The sequence below is a fragment of the Neisseria sp. P0001.S007 genome, from assembly GCF_051963655.1.
Classification (GTDB): Bacteria; Pseudomonadota; Gammaproteobacteria; order Burkholderiales; family Neisseriaceae; genus Neisseria; species Neisseria subflava_A.
The window spans coordinates 456970-472991 of record NZ_JBQCUB010000001.1; the positions used below are offsets into that span (position 1 = coordinate 456970).

Here is a 16022-nt window from a genome sequence, read left to right on the forward strand (position 1 = left end):
TGTATGACAAGGTGCAGGCGAACAATCCAATATCAACATCACGGGCTCAGATGTTTCAGGTAAAGCAGGAACCGGCCTGATTGCCGATAAGCAAATCCATCTGCAATCCGCCGAACAAAGCAACACCGAATGCAGCCAAAACAAATCAGCAGGCTGGAACGCAGGTGCTGCCGTATCATTCGGACAAGGGGGCTGGTCATTAGGCTTTACCGCAGGCGGCAATGTCGGCAAAGGCTACGGCAATGGCGATAGTGTAACCCAGCGCCATAGCCATATTGGCGACAAAGGCAGCCAAACCCTTATCCAAAGCGGCACCACCACCATCAAAGGTGCGCAGCTCATCGGCAAAGGCATACAGGCAGATACGCGTGACCTGCATATAGAAAGTGTACAAGATACTGAAACCTATCAGAGCAAACAGCAAAACGGCAACGTCCAAGTTACCGTCGGTTACGGATTCAGTGCAAGCGGCAGTTACAGCCAAAGCAAAGTCAAAGCAGACCATGCCTCCGTAACCGAGTAAAGTGGTATTTATGCCGGAGAAGACGGCTATCAAATCAAAGTCAGAGACAACACAGACCTCAAGGGCGGCATCATCACCTCCGGCAAGAGTGCCGAAGACAAAGGAAAAAACCTTTTTCAGACGGCCACCCTCACCCATGGCGACATCAAAAACCACAGCCAATACAAAGGTGAAAGTTTTGGATTGGGTGCCAGCGTTGCCGTAAGCGACAAAACGCTGGGGCAGAGCGCACAAAATAAGCCTCAAGACAAACACCTGACAAGCGTAGCCGATAAAAATGGCGCAAGTTCGTCAGTAGGTTACGGCAGCGATGGAGACAGTCAAAGCAGCATCACAAAAAGCGGCATCAACACCCGCAACATCATCCTCACCGATGAGGCAGGACAGCTCGCCAAAACAGGCTACGGCACAGACAAAGCCGCGCAACTGGCGTACACCGACATCCGCACCGAGGATGCCGGCCAACAATCAGGCAGCCTGAAAAACCGATTTGATGCGGACAAAGTGCAAAGCGAGCTGGATTTGCAGCGCAATGTCTCACAACAATTTGCCCCCGTTGCCGTTCAAACTGTTGCATGGACAGCAGATAAACTGGGCAATATACAGAACTACGAGCGCGTTCAAATCGCCAAAGCAAATTTACAAGAGCAATTAAAAGACGCGCAAAACCCTGAGCAAATTGCCCAACTGCAACAACAAATCGTCCTTGCAGACCAATACCTATCCGACCATCAAACAGAGTACAACACATGGAAGGAAGGCGGATTAGGGCGAGCTGCGCTCCACGCAGGGGTAGGAGCACTCTTAACAGGTGATGCACAAGGCGCAGTAGGAGCAGGCACCTCATCGCTAGCAGCACCCTATTTAAACCAAGTAGGCGATAAATTTGGTGGCGCAGCGATTGGTGCGCTGACGGGTGGAAGCACGGGTGCGGCGGTTGCGGGGGCGAATGCGGATTGGTTTAATCGCCAGTTGCATCCTGATGAAGTGAAGTGGTTACACAGTAAAGATACGCTACAAAAATATATTAACTATTTAAAAAATAAGGGTATAAATTTAACCACCCAAGAAGCACAGCTCCAATTAGATCGCGCAGCTGCCGCGATGGTGGACAGCGAATGGGCAATACTGCATGGACGCAATGAACTTGCAGAACAGTTTTTATCTCAAAACACATCTAGATTTCATTATCTAGATAATTTTGGTGCAAGTCATCAATTCTTTACAGCTACTAATCGTGAATATTTAGATCAAGACCGAAATTTAAAAACATTATTTAGTACCTATACCGATAAAAACAAAAACGAAATAAATAAATTCTTGCATAGTATTCAGATTGAAAACCGTAATGCCTCAATGGATTTTAAAAGAGGAATGGAACAAGGCTATAAAGATAGCAGTAACGATGCACATAATGATCCAAAGATAATTGGGAAAGGCATAATTTCCTTGCCGAGATACGTCTATGATTCGTCTGCCAGTGATGAAGTGGGCCCACTAGACGATCAACAAATGGAGACTAACCGTATAGCCCTGCTACGTTTACAAGGGAGAGATTTTGAAGCAGGTAGAATATATGAATACAACCATGCAACCCAACAACGGTTAATGTGGTATCAATTGCCAGTAATGGAGCTAGCAGGACGTATCCCTAGTAAATTGGCTAACAAATATAAACTGTACCGCGCAGGTAAGTTATCTGCTACACAACTGGCAGCAGAAATAAAAAAACAAGCACCAATTGCTCCAAATGGAAAAGCATTTGATTTTACCAGTGGAACATTGATACCTAATCAAACCGTTAAGCTCACACAGGCACAGAATCTGTCCAATGGAACAACCCTGCCGGCAGGGACAATTGCACGACTAACAGGCAAGGGAGTGGAGGCAACTTTGCCCAATGGTAAAAATGTTAGTTATGCAGGGGTGACTGAACAAAGGGCGTTGCCTGCACCTCGTAAGTCTGATGTAAGCAAAAATACTGATAATAATAAAGTAGTTGATAATGGTAGGAAATCTAATTTTAATAAAACGCCTGATGATACAGATAAAGTATCTAATAACGCGGATAAACCTGAAAAACCTAAACGCGATCTTAATGAAATCAAAAAGCAGTACGAAAATGAAATTTCTGATATTGAAGGAATTGCAAATTACACAGGCAGAGAGGCTGAAAGTCGAGGAGGCTTAAAAGGTGCACTTGAGGAATATGCAAGAACTGGTAAGGAAGTGGGTGTTAAACATCCGTCAAACCATATCCAAAAGACAGAAAATCTTTTAAAAAAAGCAAAAAAATTAGAAAGGAAAATTAAAAACTCAACATTAAGCGATAACGATAAGCAAGCGTTATTAAATAGAATAAATCAATTCCGACAAAACATTGAGCCAGCTTTGAATGATGCAATCAGGAGGAGAGATAGCAAGTGATCACAATGAATGATATTGAAGAAATGACCAGCTACATTGCCGAGCTTATATTCGTTTTTCCTTATGATATTGAAATTGATAGAGAAAAAATTGTTGAATATAACAGGTTTAAATATGCCGAATTTCAAAAAACCAGTTCTTTTGGGGAACATCCTTATGAGGATTTAGATTTAACATTAACCGATTATTATTGGATCTGTTCTATTAATAACATAATAAGTAAGAATGATTTTTTTACTCTAGTAAAAATTATGATTGTCGAATATGAAAGCGAATCTTTTGTTTCCATGCTTTCGGATGAATCGCAATATTTTTCAATTAAATCATGTAATGAGGCATTTGATTTTTTGTATGGTTTATTTCCATTATGCAAAAGTGATAATGCACGTTCTAATTTAAGAGTATATTTAGAATGGATTTTTGAAGATGGATTTAAATGGAGCGATGGTATATTTAGGATAGATATGTTGAATGAAAAAAACAAATCTTTGTTTTTGGGGCTGACGTAGATTAGTAGTATGGAAATTTTTGTCGCGTAGGAATATGCCGCCCAGACTTGCAAGCAACGCTTCCATCAGGTAAAAGAGTGTATATTGAATACGATCGAAGCACTTCATCGCGCGGAATGCCACATGCAGATCGAATATTCAGTAATGATAAAGATGCTATTGTTATTTTAAGGACGTTAGATTGATTATGAATAACCCACAGTTTTTTTTACAAGATCATAAACCCCATACCACCCGTTTGAGCTTTTTAAAAATACCATTTAATGAAATGGTGTTACATTTTGAGCAAAGATTGCAAGAGCTTGGTCTAATATGGGAGTGGACAGTACATCATCAAAAAGTATCTGATGAATTAAGTTTGTCAGATAAAATTAAAATGTTGGAACCTTTTGCGCAAAGATACCCCAATAAATATATTATTTTAGAGACTGCTTCTGAATGGTGCTTATATATGGAAAATGGATATCGTGGTACAGACGTATTTAGCCAACCTAGTTATCTATCCAAAACTTTGGGAGTTCAGAATATCAGCTTATATCTTTCTCCAGATTTTAAGAAAGATGAATTTGGTGCGGTAATGTTTCATTGGCGAAATGGTGCAAATAAAATTTCAGAATATGCAGTAGAAAGTAGAACAATTATGGTGCATAAAGAAACCAGTAAAACAACTTTTGAACAAAGCGGAAAACCTTTTGAATTTGAGAACTTAGCTAGTTATGAAAAAAGAATCAAAAAGGAGCGATTAACGGTTGATATGGTTGCTGAATATTGCAAACATTTTAATATTGATTTGTTTAACTTGGATTTTTATAAAGGACGTGCAGCATTATTTACAACCCATAAAAAATAGGTGCTTTAAAAACACATTTAGGCAGCTTGAAAAACCTTAATTTATGCTTTCAGGCTGCCTATGGTGATTTTTTGAGAAATTTAGACAAATCCCGATTTCGCACTTTCAACATATCTTTCTTATCATCATAAGTCAGTCGGTAATCGGGCAAATCATTACTGGCTACCAACTCCTTAATCGCCTGCCTAAAACGGCGCAGCGTTGCCATGCTGCCCGATTTTCTATGCAGTATTTCCAGAGAAATGTGCCATTCATTTTGCTTCCCGCAATGTTTGGCACATAGCTCATAAATGCGTCTATCCAGCAGTTTACGCAGCCTGAAATAATCTGCCGATATGGTTTTAACCTGTGCCGAACAAACCACCTACCGCCACAGCCATGTCGGCAGCGCAGGCAGTCCCACCGTTATTGTGAGCGGTGGCGACACCAACATCAAAGGCGCACAAGTAACAGGCAAAGGCATCACCGTACGCGCCACCAACTTCAATATAGAAAGCCTACAAGACACCGCCGACTACCGCAGCCGCCAACAAAACATCAGCGCCCAAGTAACCGTAGGCTATGGCGCATCCGCCTCAGGCGATTACAGCCAAAGCAAAATCAACGCCGAACACCGCAGCGTGAGCGAACAAAGCGGATTGTTTGCGGGTGATGATGGCTTTGATGTGCAAGTAGGCGGGCACACCCGGCTAACAGGCGGCATCATCACGTCTGGCCAAAGCGCAGAAGACGAAGGCAAAAACCGCTTTCAGACGGCCACCCTCACCCATAGCGACATTCAAAACTACAGCCGATACGAAGGCGAAAGTTTTGGATTGGGTGCCAACGTTGCCGTAAGCGGCAAAACACTGGGGCAGAGCGCACAAAATAAGCCTCAAGACAAACACCTGACAAGCGTAGCCGATAAAAACGGCGCAAGTTCATCAGTAGGCTACGGCAGCGACGGAGACAGCAAAAACAGCACCACCCGCAGCGGCATCAACACCCGCAACATACACATCACCGACAAAGCGGGACAACTTGCCCGAACAGGCAGGACTACCAAAGAAACCGAAGCGCGTATCTACACCGGCATCGACACCGAAACTGCGGATCAACACTCAGGCCGTCTGAAAAACAGCTTCGACAAAGACGCGGTGGCCAAAGAAATCAACCTGCAAAGGGAAGTAACACAGGAGTTCGGCAAAAACGCCGCCCAAACCACAGCAGCCGTTTCCGACAAACTCGGCAATACCCAAAGTTACGAACGGTATCAGGCAGCCAAAACCCTGCTGGAGGCCAAACTGCAAAATACGGACAGCGAAGCCGAAAAAGCCGCTATCCGCACATCCCTCGGTCAAGTAAACGCCTACCTTGCCGAAAACCAAAGCCGCTACGACACCTGGAAAGAAGGCGGCATAGGCAGGAGTATCCTGCACGGAGCGGCAGGCGGACTGACGACGGGCAACCTCGGCGGCATACTGGCCGGCGGCGGCACTTCCCTTGCCGCACCGTATTTGGACAAAGCGGCGGAAAACCTCGGCCCGGCGGGCAAAGCGGCGGTCAACGCACTGGGCGGGGCGGCAATCGGCTATGCGGCGGGCGGAAATATCGGTACGGCGGCAGTAGGGGCGAATATCGATTGGAACAATAGGCAGCTGCATCCGAAAGAAACACAAATCCTTAACAAACTGTCAAAAGGTAAATCGGCTGAAGAACAGTACCGCCTAAAAGCCGCTGCATGTGCATTAACCCAGTGCGCGGAAGGCGTACCTGACTTCGACCCTCTTTATAAGGGACTGAAAAACCTCCAAGATGCCGGTAAACAGTTTGTGGCGGAAAAAAATATATTGATGCGGACGGGTGCATTTGAATATGGAAACTGGAATAGACTGAACGATATACGCAGCAGTTACGACCGGGCTGCCACCAAAATTAAGGGGGCGGGCAATATGGGATTGGGTGCAACGACTGTTGTCGGTTCGGGTGCTGCAGGCGTAGGTCTGTGCAGTACCGGGCTTGGCTGTGTTGGCGGTGGACTTATTGCGGCGACAGGTATGACCGGTGGTTATACGCAGGCCTCAGAAGGAAGCCGGCAATTGTTTGAAACCTATCAGTCCGATTTTGGTAAAAAAGTTGTCCTATCTTTGGGTACACCAATAGAATACGAATCGCCGTTAGTATCTGATGCGAAAAATCTAGCTATATGGGGATTGGAAACGCTGATTACACGCAAATTGGGAAAGATTACCAATCCGAGCACACCAGAAAATCCACGTATCAAACAGATTAACGATCTTAGTCAAGAGGTCTCGTTCAAAAGCAGCGTTCTTATAAACAATCAGAAAGTCGAATTAACGCAGCAGCAAGTATTGTCCAATGGAAAAATATTACCTGTAGGAACAATTGCGAAATTAGATAAGAACGGTGTAGTAGCAACTTTTCCGGATGGAAAAACTGTTAGATATGCCGGAGTAACCGAACAAAAAGCGTTGCCTAAGCCCGATAGCTCTGTACCGAAGATAAGACCTAATGGTACAGTAGAGCTGTTTACAGACAGCAAAGGGGTACAAATACCTGGAGCAGTAGGAGTTAGCCCATCAGATCCGATGGCTGTTGCAAGAGATGCACGCTTTATGCCCAATATACCGACAGGCAGTCAGGCGAGAGTTATCGCAAATAATCCTTATATCCCTAAACCAGCAGGGAAATTTACAATAATGGATTATCTTCCTGAAGCAGCACGTATTACAAAAAAGGGGGGAGAAATTGTGATTAATGGCACAGTAACCAATAAATATCTAAGAGGAATTCCAAATGAAACAGAACTGGCCCGAATGGGATTAAGGTTAAAATATAATGGTCCGTTAAAGGAGGAGTTTAAACAACTGAAATTTCAGAAGAGTGATGGAAGCGACTTGAACTCAACAGTCCTTAAAACCATTGTTTTTGAAAAGGTAAAATAATATGACAACTTATACTATTCCAAGAAAAGATTATCAATTTCTGTATATATATGAGGGCACTCTATTAAACTATACTTTGAAAAACGATGAATTTCATATTATCGTCAATTGTGTGGATTATCCGGACTTTCCTCAAGAGATCCCTATGCCCAATTATTCAGACTGGGTAAAAATTAAATTCAAGCAGTTCAGCTATCTAAAATTTAGATATGAATACGCTACGAAGAACCAAGATAAAAAGATCAAAAATGTATTGGAGCTTGGCAAATTAAAGCAGGATGATGAAATCTGGGATTATGGAGGTACGCTGGAATTGATAGGCGGTAGGTATGATCTTCCGACCGGTTTTATCATAGATATAGTTTGCCGGGAAATAGAGTTAGAATTCTTAGATCAGGAGAGTTTCAGAGCCGTAGCTTTCATGCTACGCAAGCAGACTTTTGAAGGTAAAATAATATGACAACTTATACTATTCCAAGAAAATATTATCAATCTCTGCATATAATTGAAGGGTCTCTATTAAACTATACTTTGAAAAATGATGAATTCCATATCATCGTTAAGGATGTGGATTATCCGGACTTTCCTCAAGAGATTCCTACACCAAATTACACAGACTGGGTAAAAATTAAATTCAAGCAGTTCAGCTATCTGAAATTTATCTATGGATACGCTACGGAGAACCAAGATATAAATATCGATAATACCTTGGAGCTTGGAGAATTAAAGCAGGATGATGAAATCTGGGATTATGGAGGTACGCTGGAATTGATAGGCGGTAGGTATGATCTTCCGACCGGTTTTAGCATAGATATAGTTTGCCGGGAAATAGAGTTAGAATTCTTAGATCAGGAGAGTTTCAATTAAACGAGCCGTAGCTTGTCATTCTGCGCAAGCAACTTTTCGGAAGCTCTTGACAAGACTGGTTGGGCATATGTGCTTTATCACTTAATATTACTTGACAAAAGGATGTGTGCAGAACGCACGCATGCGGTTCTCAGGGTTTGAGCTAAGAGGCCGTCTGAAACAATAACTACGGTTTCAGACGGCCTTTCTTTCAACAAGCCGCCACAGCAATCAGACAAAAGCAGTCCACCGCCACACCCATGTCGGCAGCACGGCTAGCAAAACCATTATCCGAAGCGGTGTAGACACAACTCTAAGACGGCAAATTTTGAACATCATAGCCTTTCGGGTATGACATTAGGGGCCGACATGATCAAACAGCGCGAAATCCATCTGGCCATACCCGCACAAACTAATAAGGAGCAAAGATTGCAGTTGCAACGTGTGGTAGAGTATGGCAAAAATCGAAACATTACAGTCAAAATTACGGAGATCAAATAATGATTTTTAAACAGGATCAAAATTATTGGGCAGTTTTTTATGCTAATGAAGAAGCTCTGATTGTTCAAACATGTTCAGGTTTGGGGTTAACGGCAATAGACCACCTATATCCCCCCCATATCCTGCCATTGGATACCGACAATGAAACTTTAGGCACGACGGTCTTGCAAGCGTTGGCGAACAGCAGGACGTTAGACAACGAAGCTGAACGTATTGATTTTTTAAAACAGGAAAGTTTTAAACCACGTTATGAGGATTGGGTTGCCAACCTATGCGGGAACTTGGGCTATAAAACCAGACGCGCCCTATTTAAAAACATGATGAGCGTGGATATTTGGCTGCACAACGGCTGCCTGAAAATCAGCCCGAGCCGCCATGTCAAGCTGGAAGCGTGGGATGCCATTGATGCAGACGATGTAATTTTATCATTGGATAACAGTCCTGAAGAAATCGGAGCAGGTTTAAGGTTGGCATTGAGCCGCTGCCGATAATATTACAAAAGGTCGTCTGAAAGCCGGAAACTTTTTTCAGACGATCTTTTTTATCACACTCAAGGCCAGCGTGCGTACCGCACACACCTTACCTGCATAGGTTTAATGCGGGCTACGGCTTGCTTGGAAGGATACGTGAATTAAAATTTAAAAAAGTTGACTTTCCCGTTCCTAATACTAATTGGAAAAATTCTATTGATGTCTTGAATGAATCAGGTAATGTTAATAGACCTCGTATAGGAGTAAATAAAAATGGCAATTTGGAATTATCGGTACTACCTTATCCCATCAGCTGCTATCAGAAATAAATTTAATGCAAATAAAGATATCATACTTGATGAGTATCGATCTAATGGTTTTCAGAATTTTAATGAGAATAAAAGTTTTGAAAATTACTTTATTGATAATGATGTTATATTATTATCAATAATAAATGAAGCAAAAAAACAGCTTAAATTGAAAGAGTCTTGGGATAAAGACGCAATCATGTTTTGTGATAATTTTGGTAATAGTCTTACCGTTTGGCCAGATGATATAGAGTGTGAACTTGATTTAAGATTTGATTATACTAAATTTATTCAGAAAACCATTGATTGGGCAATAAAATATAATTGTCTACTTGTAATCCAAAAAACAGGAAATGTAGTTTCCCCTAATATAAATAATCTAATTTATGAAATAAAAGCATATTTGGAAAGCAAGCCGTGGCCCATATGAAACCTAAACTCAACAAGTAGGATGTGTGCGGAACGCACGTATGCGGTTCTCACGGTTTGAGCCAAGAGGCCGTCTGAAAACAGAAAAACCGTTTCAGACGGCCTTTATTTAATGTGCCGATCTTGCGCGGGCTATAAAGCGCAGTTGTCCAAAAAGGTATATTAATAGGCAAATACAAAAAGGAGGCGAAGTCAATTTTACTACCTTCAAACATTTTCAATTTGGAGTATTGCCATGATAATTAATTATCAAGAAGCAAAGAAAATCGCAGTATCTTTTTTCAGTCAAATAGAGCAAGAAATGGGAATTTCATTGTCAATAGTTGAATCCCATGTACGAGAAAATGATGATGGGTGGTTTTTCCCATATGGGGGAAATAAGGAAGAGGGGTATTTTGCAAAGGTCTCTATCAGCCTTAACAATCACTATTAAAATGCGCGCCAATATTTTGCCTTCTAGCGTATGCGGCTTGGGCGACGGCGAGGCTGCATTCGAGTAGGTTGCGGTTTTCGTATTCGGACGCGGTGTATGGCTCGGCTTGGTTTTGCTTCCAAAGCCGAAGTTGGGCGATAGCATGGCGCAGGTCGGTATCGTTGCGTATGATGCCCAGATGGCGTTGGTTGAAAGCTTGCAGGGTGGGGCGGCTGAATGCGTTTTGGAGGCCTTCTGAAAAGATGTCTGTTTCGGCGGAGAGGCTTTCAGACGGCTTTTGGAATGGTTCGGTTTGGAACGCTTGTCCGTCCGCGATGGTTTGGGCGGCAAGCCTGGCTGTCACGACGCATTCGAGCAGGGAGTTGCTGGCGAGGCGGTTGGCTCCGTGCAGTCCGGTACAGGCGGTTTCGCCTAAGGCGTAGAGCTGCGGCAGGGAGGTTCTGCCGCTGGGGTCGGTTTGGATGCCGCCGCAGGTGTAGTGCTGCACGGGGCGGACGGGGATAGCTTGGCGCGTGATGTCCAGGCCGCATTGGGACAGGCAGTGCCGATGGATGGACGGGAAATGCTGACGGACGAACTCTGCGGGTTGATGGCTGATATCGAGTGAGACGAAGTCTTGCGTTTGTTTGACGATTTCGGCAGCGATGGCGCGGGCAACGATGTCGCGCGGCGCGAGTTCAGCGCGGCGGTCGTAATGCGGCATAAACCGTTCGCCCGATTGGTTGGTCAGAATGCCGCCTTCGCCGCGCACGGCTTCGGAAATCAGGAAGGTGCGTCCGTTTTCAGACGACCTTGCCAAACCTGTGGGGTGGAATTGGATAAATTCGAGGTTTTCAACTGCGCAGCCTGCGCGTATCGCCATGGCGATGGCGTCGCCCGTGCATTCGGGCGGTGTAGTGGTGGTGGCGTAAATCTGCCCGAGGCCGCCGCCTGCGAGTACGGTATGACGGGCGCGGATGCGGTAGATTTCTTGCGTTTGGCGGTTGAGGACGGTCAGTCCGCACGCCGCGCCTGATTCGGTTTGGATGTCCAACGCCATCTGCCGCTCGCAAACGCGGATGTTCGGGCGGCGGCGTATTTGGGCAATCAGGCTCTGCATGACGGCCTTGCCCGTGTAGTCGGCGACGTGGGCGATTCGGCGGCAGGTATGCCCGCCTTCGCGCGTCAGGTGCAGGTCGTTATGATTCCGGTCGAACGCCACGCCTTGCGCCAGCAGCCATTCGATTGCCGGTTTGCCCTGCGACAGGATGGTGCGGACGGCGGCTTCGTTGCACAAACCTGCTCCCGCTTCCAAAGTATCGGCAACATGTTTTTCGATATCGTCCTCTCCCGACCACGCCGCCGCAATCCCACCTTGGGCATGACGGCTGGCAGTGTCGTCCAGCCAGTTTTTGCACAAAATAACGATGCGGAACGACTCAGGCAGCGACAGGGCGAGCGTCAGTGCCGCCAGCCCGTTTCCGGCAATCAATACGTCGCAATTGGTTTGCATGGTGTTGTCCTTGTTTGAGAGGTCGTCTGAAACAGCAATATTGACGGCAAATCAGGCGGGGCCCATGCCGTTGAACACATCCCCGCGTTTGAGTCCTGCCGCGAAGTCGAGCATACGCTGCAAAGGCAGTTTGGCGGCTTCGCCCAGCTTTCTGTCCAACAGGATTTCGTTGTGTCCACTTGTCAGGGCGTGTTTGATGCCGCCCAGCGAATTCATCGCCATCCACGGGCAGAACGCGCAGCTTTTGCAGCTTCCGCCGTTGCCCGCCGTCGGTGCGGCAATAAATTCTTTGTCGGGCGCCTGCTTTTGCATTTCGTGCAGGATGCCTAAATCGGTTGCCACGATGAATTTTTTTTCAGGACGCGATACGGCGGCCTTGAGCAGTTTGCTGGTCGAGCCGACCACGTCGCCCAGTTCGATGACGCTTTGCGGCGATTCAGGATGAACCAGCACCACCGCGTCGGGATGCTCCGCCTTCAACGCCGCCAGTTCCTGCCCTTTGAATTCGTTATGGACGATGCACGAACCCTGCCACAACAGCATATCCGCGCCCGTTTCGCGGCGGATATAGTCGCCGAGGTGGCGGTCGGGCCCCCAAATCAGTTTCTCGCCGCGCGATTTCAGATACGACACGATTTCCAACGCCACCGAAGACGTTACCACCCAATCGGCACGCGCTTTCACGGCGGCGGAAGTGTTGGCGTACACTACCACCGTGCGGTCGGGGTGTTGGTCGCAAAACGCTGAAAACGCTTCTTCGGGACAACCCAAATCCAAAGAACATTCCGCTTCCAAATCAGGCATCAGCACCGTTTTTTCAGGGCAGAGGATTTTCGCGCTCTCGCCCATAAAGCGCACGCCAGCCACTACCAATGTACCGGCTTCGTGTTCTGCGCCGAAGCGTGCCATCTCCAACGAATCGCCCACGCATCCGCCCGTCTCCAAAGCCAAATCCTGAATCAGCGGATCAACATAATAATGCGCCACCAAGACCGCGTTTTTTTCCTTCAGCAAAGCCTTGATTTCGTCTTTCAGACGGCCTGCCGTCTCGCGGTCGGGTGTGTCGGCAACCTTCGCCCACGCCTGACGGATTTGGCAGGCGGAAGTCGGCGTCTGGATGAGTGGCATATCGTAATCGAACGAGCGGCGGGCGGCGGTTTGCATGATGTTTCCTTGTAGCTGGTTTTCAGACGGCATAAAGGTTTGCCGTTTATATTTTGAAATAGTTTTATATTATGCTCAAATTGAGTATAATATGCAAGGTCGTCTGAAAACCGCTTTGGTTTACAATAAGGTTTTCTCTTGAATGAAAGCCACGCATGGATGCCTATCCTGAAACAGCGGTCAATCCGCAAAGTATCGTCGAGCTTGTTCCTGTACTAATCGCCATTACAAACGGCAGCTTGAGGGTTTTGACAGTTGCCCAGGGAGAGCTATTACCCAATGGCTTGCTTGCACCGCTTCGCCACTCCCTGCAAGCAGGGGTCAGGATGTGGGTTGCCAAACAGACATCACAGCCTATGGGCTATGTAGAACAGCTTTACACGTTTGTGGATACGAGCCGCCAAAATGAACAAGGCCTGCCTGTCTTATACGTCAGCTATTTAGGACTGGTGCGCGAGGTGGCCGACAACATCCTGCATCCCGATGCGAAATGGCAGGACTGCTACTGCTATTTTCCGTGGGAAGATTTGCGTACCGAAGGCGGACAGCGCGATACCATTGTCAGCCGCCTGCGTATTTGGGCAAACTCGGCGGACACGGAGGAAGTCCGCCAAAAGCGGCTCAAGCGCATTCATTTGTGTTGGGGGGTCGAACCGGAAAACTGGTCGGAAGAATACGTTTTGCAACGCTATGAAATGTTGTATGAAAGCGGCCTGATAGCGGAAGCCGCCGAGCCGCAGGCAAACTTCGACTTCGCGCTCACGGGGCAGCCCATGCGCCACGACCACCGCCGCGTGCTGGCGACCGCCCTGTCCCGCCTGCGCGCCAAAATCAAATACCGCCCCGTGATTTTCGAACTGATGCCGCCCGAATTCACGCTGCTGCAACTGCAAAACAGCGTCGAAGCCATCAGCGGCAGATTGTTGCATAAGCAAAACTTCCGCCGCCAGATTCAGCAGCAAAACCTCATCGAGCCGTCGGATACCGGCGTATCAGGCAGTAAAGGCCGTCCCGCACAGCTTTACCGATTCCGCGACGATGTCCTGCCCGATCAGCTGATTTCTGATATCGGACTGCCGCTGGGTAGCCGTTAGCCCGTTTTCAGACGACCTATAGTGGATTAACAAAAATCAGGACAAGGCGACGAAGCCGCAGACAGTACAGATAGTACGGAACCGATTCACTTGGTGCTTGAACACCTTACCAGGAACTATGGAAGTTTTAAAAAAGATTGGCACCACAGGCAACTCAGCCACAGGCAAACTTTTTCCAGATTTACCTCGCACAAATAAGGGATGGACTGAAAAAACACAAGTGCAATTCAAGCTTGAAGGCCAAGGAAAACCACATGTGAATAAAGGAAAAGGGGTAGTCAATACAGGGCTGGGGAAATCTGGCGGTAAAGAAACTTTTGAGAAACAGATTATTTATTTTGAAAAAATTGGAGACGTAAAATGAGTTATTTGATTTTGGATGATGATATGTATTTAATCTATGATTTTAAAAAAGTCATGAAAAGAGAAAAAGAATTTATTGAAAAGACAAGATTATTATCATTAAATGACGAAAGTATCTTTGGCATCAAAAAAGACAAAGGCTTATTTGCATCAGAGGAATGGTGGAGTAATATTGATTCCGGACAGATTATCACCAGAAGCGTTTCCGGAGTAATATCGTCAATATATGAGGCAGGAATGGAAAGAAGAAACATACCGAATAGTTTTAGTTTTATAGATGGTGAAGGCATCGTAAGGAATGAAAGTATGTATATGATGAATAAATCCGACAGACATTTATTTTGTGAAGGGAAAAAAATTGCTATTTTTTACGCGTATGACGAATTAAAAATATCAAAACAAAGAAAAGGAGACGTAATTGATTTGGAAAACAACTATGTTGAGCAAGTCATTGAAATGGCAATTTCAAAATAATCAGATGACGCCGGAGAGAATTGTTCTCTTTGAGCTAAGGCGAGGCAACGCCGTACTGGTTTTTGTTAATCCACTATAAAATGAAGTTTTACCCCATCGGTGCAACATCCATCTTTTTCAACAAAGGAAACCCCATGTCGTCTGAAAACACCCTCTTCCCCCTGCCCGACACCCTGTTGCGCCCCATGGTGGAACAAGCCTTGAGCGAAGATTTGGGTAGGCGTAGCGACATTACGTCCGCCGCCGTTATCGCCCCCGATAAAACCGCCAAACTCTCCCTCGTCAGCCGCGAAGACGGCGTTATCGCCGGCATGGACTTGGCGCGCCTCGCCTTTCAGACGATGGATCCGTCCGTCCGCTTCCAAGCCGAAATCCGAGACGGACAAGCCGTCCGCGCAGGTCAGACGCTGGCCGCCGTCGAAGGCAACGCCCGCGCGCTGCTCGCCGCCGAACGCACCGCGCTCAACTACCTCACGCACTTAAGCGGCATCGCCACCGCTACCGCTCGCGCAGTAGCCGAAGTTGCCGGTTACAATGTGGACATCGTGTGCAGCCGCAAAACCATCCCCCTGCTGCGCGTCCTGCAAAAATACGCCGTCAGAGCAGGTGGGGGTGTGAACCACCGCATGGGCTTGGACGACGCCATCCTCATCAAAGACAACCATCTTGCCTATTGTGACAGCATCGCCCAAGCTGTGCAGCAGGCAAAACAGGCGGTCGGACCGTTGACCTGCGTGGAAATCGAAGTGGACACATTGGCGCAACTGGACGAAGCCATCGCGGCGGGCGCGGAACGGATTTTGCTGGACAACATGGACGATGAAACCTTGAAAGAAGCGGCAAACCGTTGCCACACACACACTATCTATTGCGAAGCATCGGGCGGCATCGGCTTCAACCGCCTGAAGCGTGTGGCACAAACCGGCGTGGACGGCATCGCCCTCGGCTATCTGACCCACAGCAGCCGTTCGTTGGACATAGGGTTGGATTTCGTGGCTTAAATTTTGAGTTTGCTATAAAGCAAAGGCCGTCTGAAATATAGACGTTTCATTTTCAAACAGCTTTTTTAATTCCAAAGCAGAAGATATAAAAATTATGCAGGTTAGCTTCAACTTTCATATAACATGAAAGAGTAGGGCATAACTAAGCCATCATGTAAAAAGCCGTCTGAAATCCAATGTTCAGACGGCTTTT

The 16022-nt window shown here is 46.4% G+C and carries 14 protein-coding genes and 2 pseudogenes; 13 read left to right on the forward strand and 3 right to left on the reverse strand.

All coding sequences use genetic code 11. The features are described from left to right. Positions 1-10 precede the first annotated feature (10 nt). The 3 genes and pseudogenes from ACTHRE_RS02215 to ACTHRE_RS02225 all read left to right on the forward strand — a co-directional run. A pseudogene (locus tag ACTHRE_RS02215) lies at positions 11-1516 on the forward strand (hemagglutinin repeat-containing protein); the annotation flags it as partial. Between the two features lie 1439 nt (positions 1517-2955). Then, entirely contained in the window at positions 2956-3459 is a 504-nt protein-coding gene (locus tag ACTHRE_RS02220) for a hypothetical protein (RefSeq protein WP_070460987.1), read from the forward strand. Between the two features lie 187 nt (positions 3460-3646). Continuing rightward, entirely contained in the window at positions 3647-4309 is a 663-nt protein-coding gene (locus tag ACTHRE_RS02225) for a hypothetical protein (RefSeq protein WP_377072781.1), read from the forward strand. Between the two features lie 58 nt (positions 4310-4367). Here the strand turns inward: ACTHRE_RS02225 and ACTHRE_RS02230 are convergent, their stop codons facing one another. Next, entirely contained in the window at positions 4368-4673 is a 306-nt protein-coding gene (locus ACTHRE_RS02230; protein ID WP_083309579.1) for a replication initiator protein A, read from the reverse strand. On the opposite strand from ACTHRE_RS02230, the pseudogene ACTHRE_RS02235 reads away from it, so the two are divergent. From ACTHRE_RS02235 to ACTHRE_RS02260, 6 genes and pseudogenes are all read left to right on the forward strand, one after another. After that, positions 4669-7254 (forward strand): annotated as a pseudogene (locus ACTHRE_RS02235) (hemagglutinin repeat-containing protein); the annotation flags it as partial. The gene ACTHRE_RS02230 and the pseudogene ACTHRE_RS02235 overlap by 5 nt on opposite strands. Position 7255: 1 nt before the next feature. Next, positions 7256-7714, forward strand: coding sequence for a hypothetical protein (locus tag ACTHRE_RS02240; RefSeq protein WP_377072779.1), 459 nt, complete (start codon positions 7256-7258; stop codon positions 7712-7714). Beyond that, complete coding sequence (locus tag ACTHRE_RS02245) at positions 7711-8121, forward strand: hypothetical protein (protein WP_377072778.1); 411 nt, start codon at positions 7711-7713, stop codon at positions 8119-8121. Before ACTHRE_RS02240 ends, ACTHRE_RS02245 begins: the two co-directional genes overlap by 4 nt. A gap of 348 nt (positions 8122-8469) precedes the next feature. Next, entirely contained in the window at positions 8470-8601 is a 132-nt protein-coding gene (locus ACTHRE_RS02250; RefSeq protein ID WP_349267089.1) for a hypothetical protein, read from the forward strand. Next, the gene (locus ACTHRE_RS02255; protein WP_377072774.1) at positions 8601-9092 is read left to right on the forward strand and encodes a contact-dependent growth inhibition system immunity protein; all 492 of its coding nucleotides are present in this window, start codon (positions 8601-8603) and stop codon (positions 9090-9092) included. The genes ACTHRE_RS02250 and ACTHRE_RS02255 overlap by 1 nt, the downstream gene beginning before the upstream one ends. Positions 9093-9344: 252 nt before the next feature. Further along, positions 9345-9809, forward strand: a complete 465-nt coding sequence (locus ACTHRE_RS02260; RefSeq protein ID WP_377072772.1) for a hypothetical protein — start codon at positions 9345-9347, stop codon at positions 9807-9809. A 415-nt stretch (positions 9810-10224) separates the two neighbouring features. On the opposite strand, the gene nadB is transcribed toward ACTHRE_RS02260, so the two are convergent. After that, on the reverse strand, positions 10225-11733 hold the full coding sequence (nadB, locus tag ACTHRE_RS02265; RefSeq protein ID WP_440344751.1) for an L-aspartate oxidase: 1509 nt from the start codon (positions 11731-11733) through the stop codon (positions 10225-10227). Between the two features lie 51 nt (positions 11734-11784). After that, a complete protein-coding gene (gene nadA / locus ACTHRE_RS02270; RefSeq protein ID WP_250579970.1) occupies positions 11785-12897 on the reverse strand; it encodes a quinolinate synthase NadA in 1113 nt (370 codons plus the stop codon). A gap of 155 nt (positions 12898-13052) precedes the next feature. Between nadA and ACTHRE_RS02275 the strand changes: the two genes are divergently transcribed. The 4 genes from ACTHRE_RS02275 (at position 13053) to nadC (ending at position 15829) form a co-directional block, all read left to right on the forward strand. Further along, positions 13053-13991, forward strand: a complete 939-nt coding sequence (locus tag ACTHRE_RS02275) for an NUDIX hydrolase (RefSeq protein ID WP_314513084.1) — start codon at positions 13053-13055, stop codon at positions 13989-13991. 118 nt (positions 13992-14109) lie between these two features. Continuing rightward, complete coding sequence (locus ACTHRE_RS02280) at positions 14110-14355, forward strand: hypothetical protein (protein WP_070461575.1); 246 nt, start codon at positions 14110-14112, stop codon at positions 14353-14355. Continuing rightward, positions 14352-14828, forward strand: a complete 477-nt coding sequence (locus ACTHRE_RS02285; protein WP_070461574.1) for a hypothetical protein — start codon at positions 14352-14354, stop codon at positions 14826-14828. Before ACTHRE_RS02280 ends, ACTHRE_RS02285 begins: the two co-directional genes overlap by 4 nt. 134 nt (positions 14829-14962) lie before the next feature. Next, positions 14963-15829, forward strand: coding sequence for a carboxylating nicotinate-nucleotide diphosphorylase (nadC, locus tag ACTHRE_RS02290; protein WP_377072766.1), 867 nt, complete (start codon positions 14963-14965; stop codon positions 15827-15829). The last annotated feature ends 193 nt before the right edge of the window (positions 15830-16022 follow it).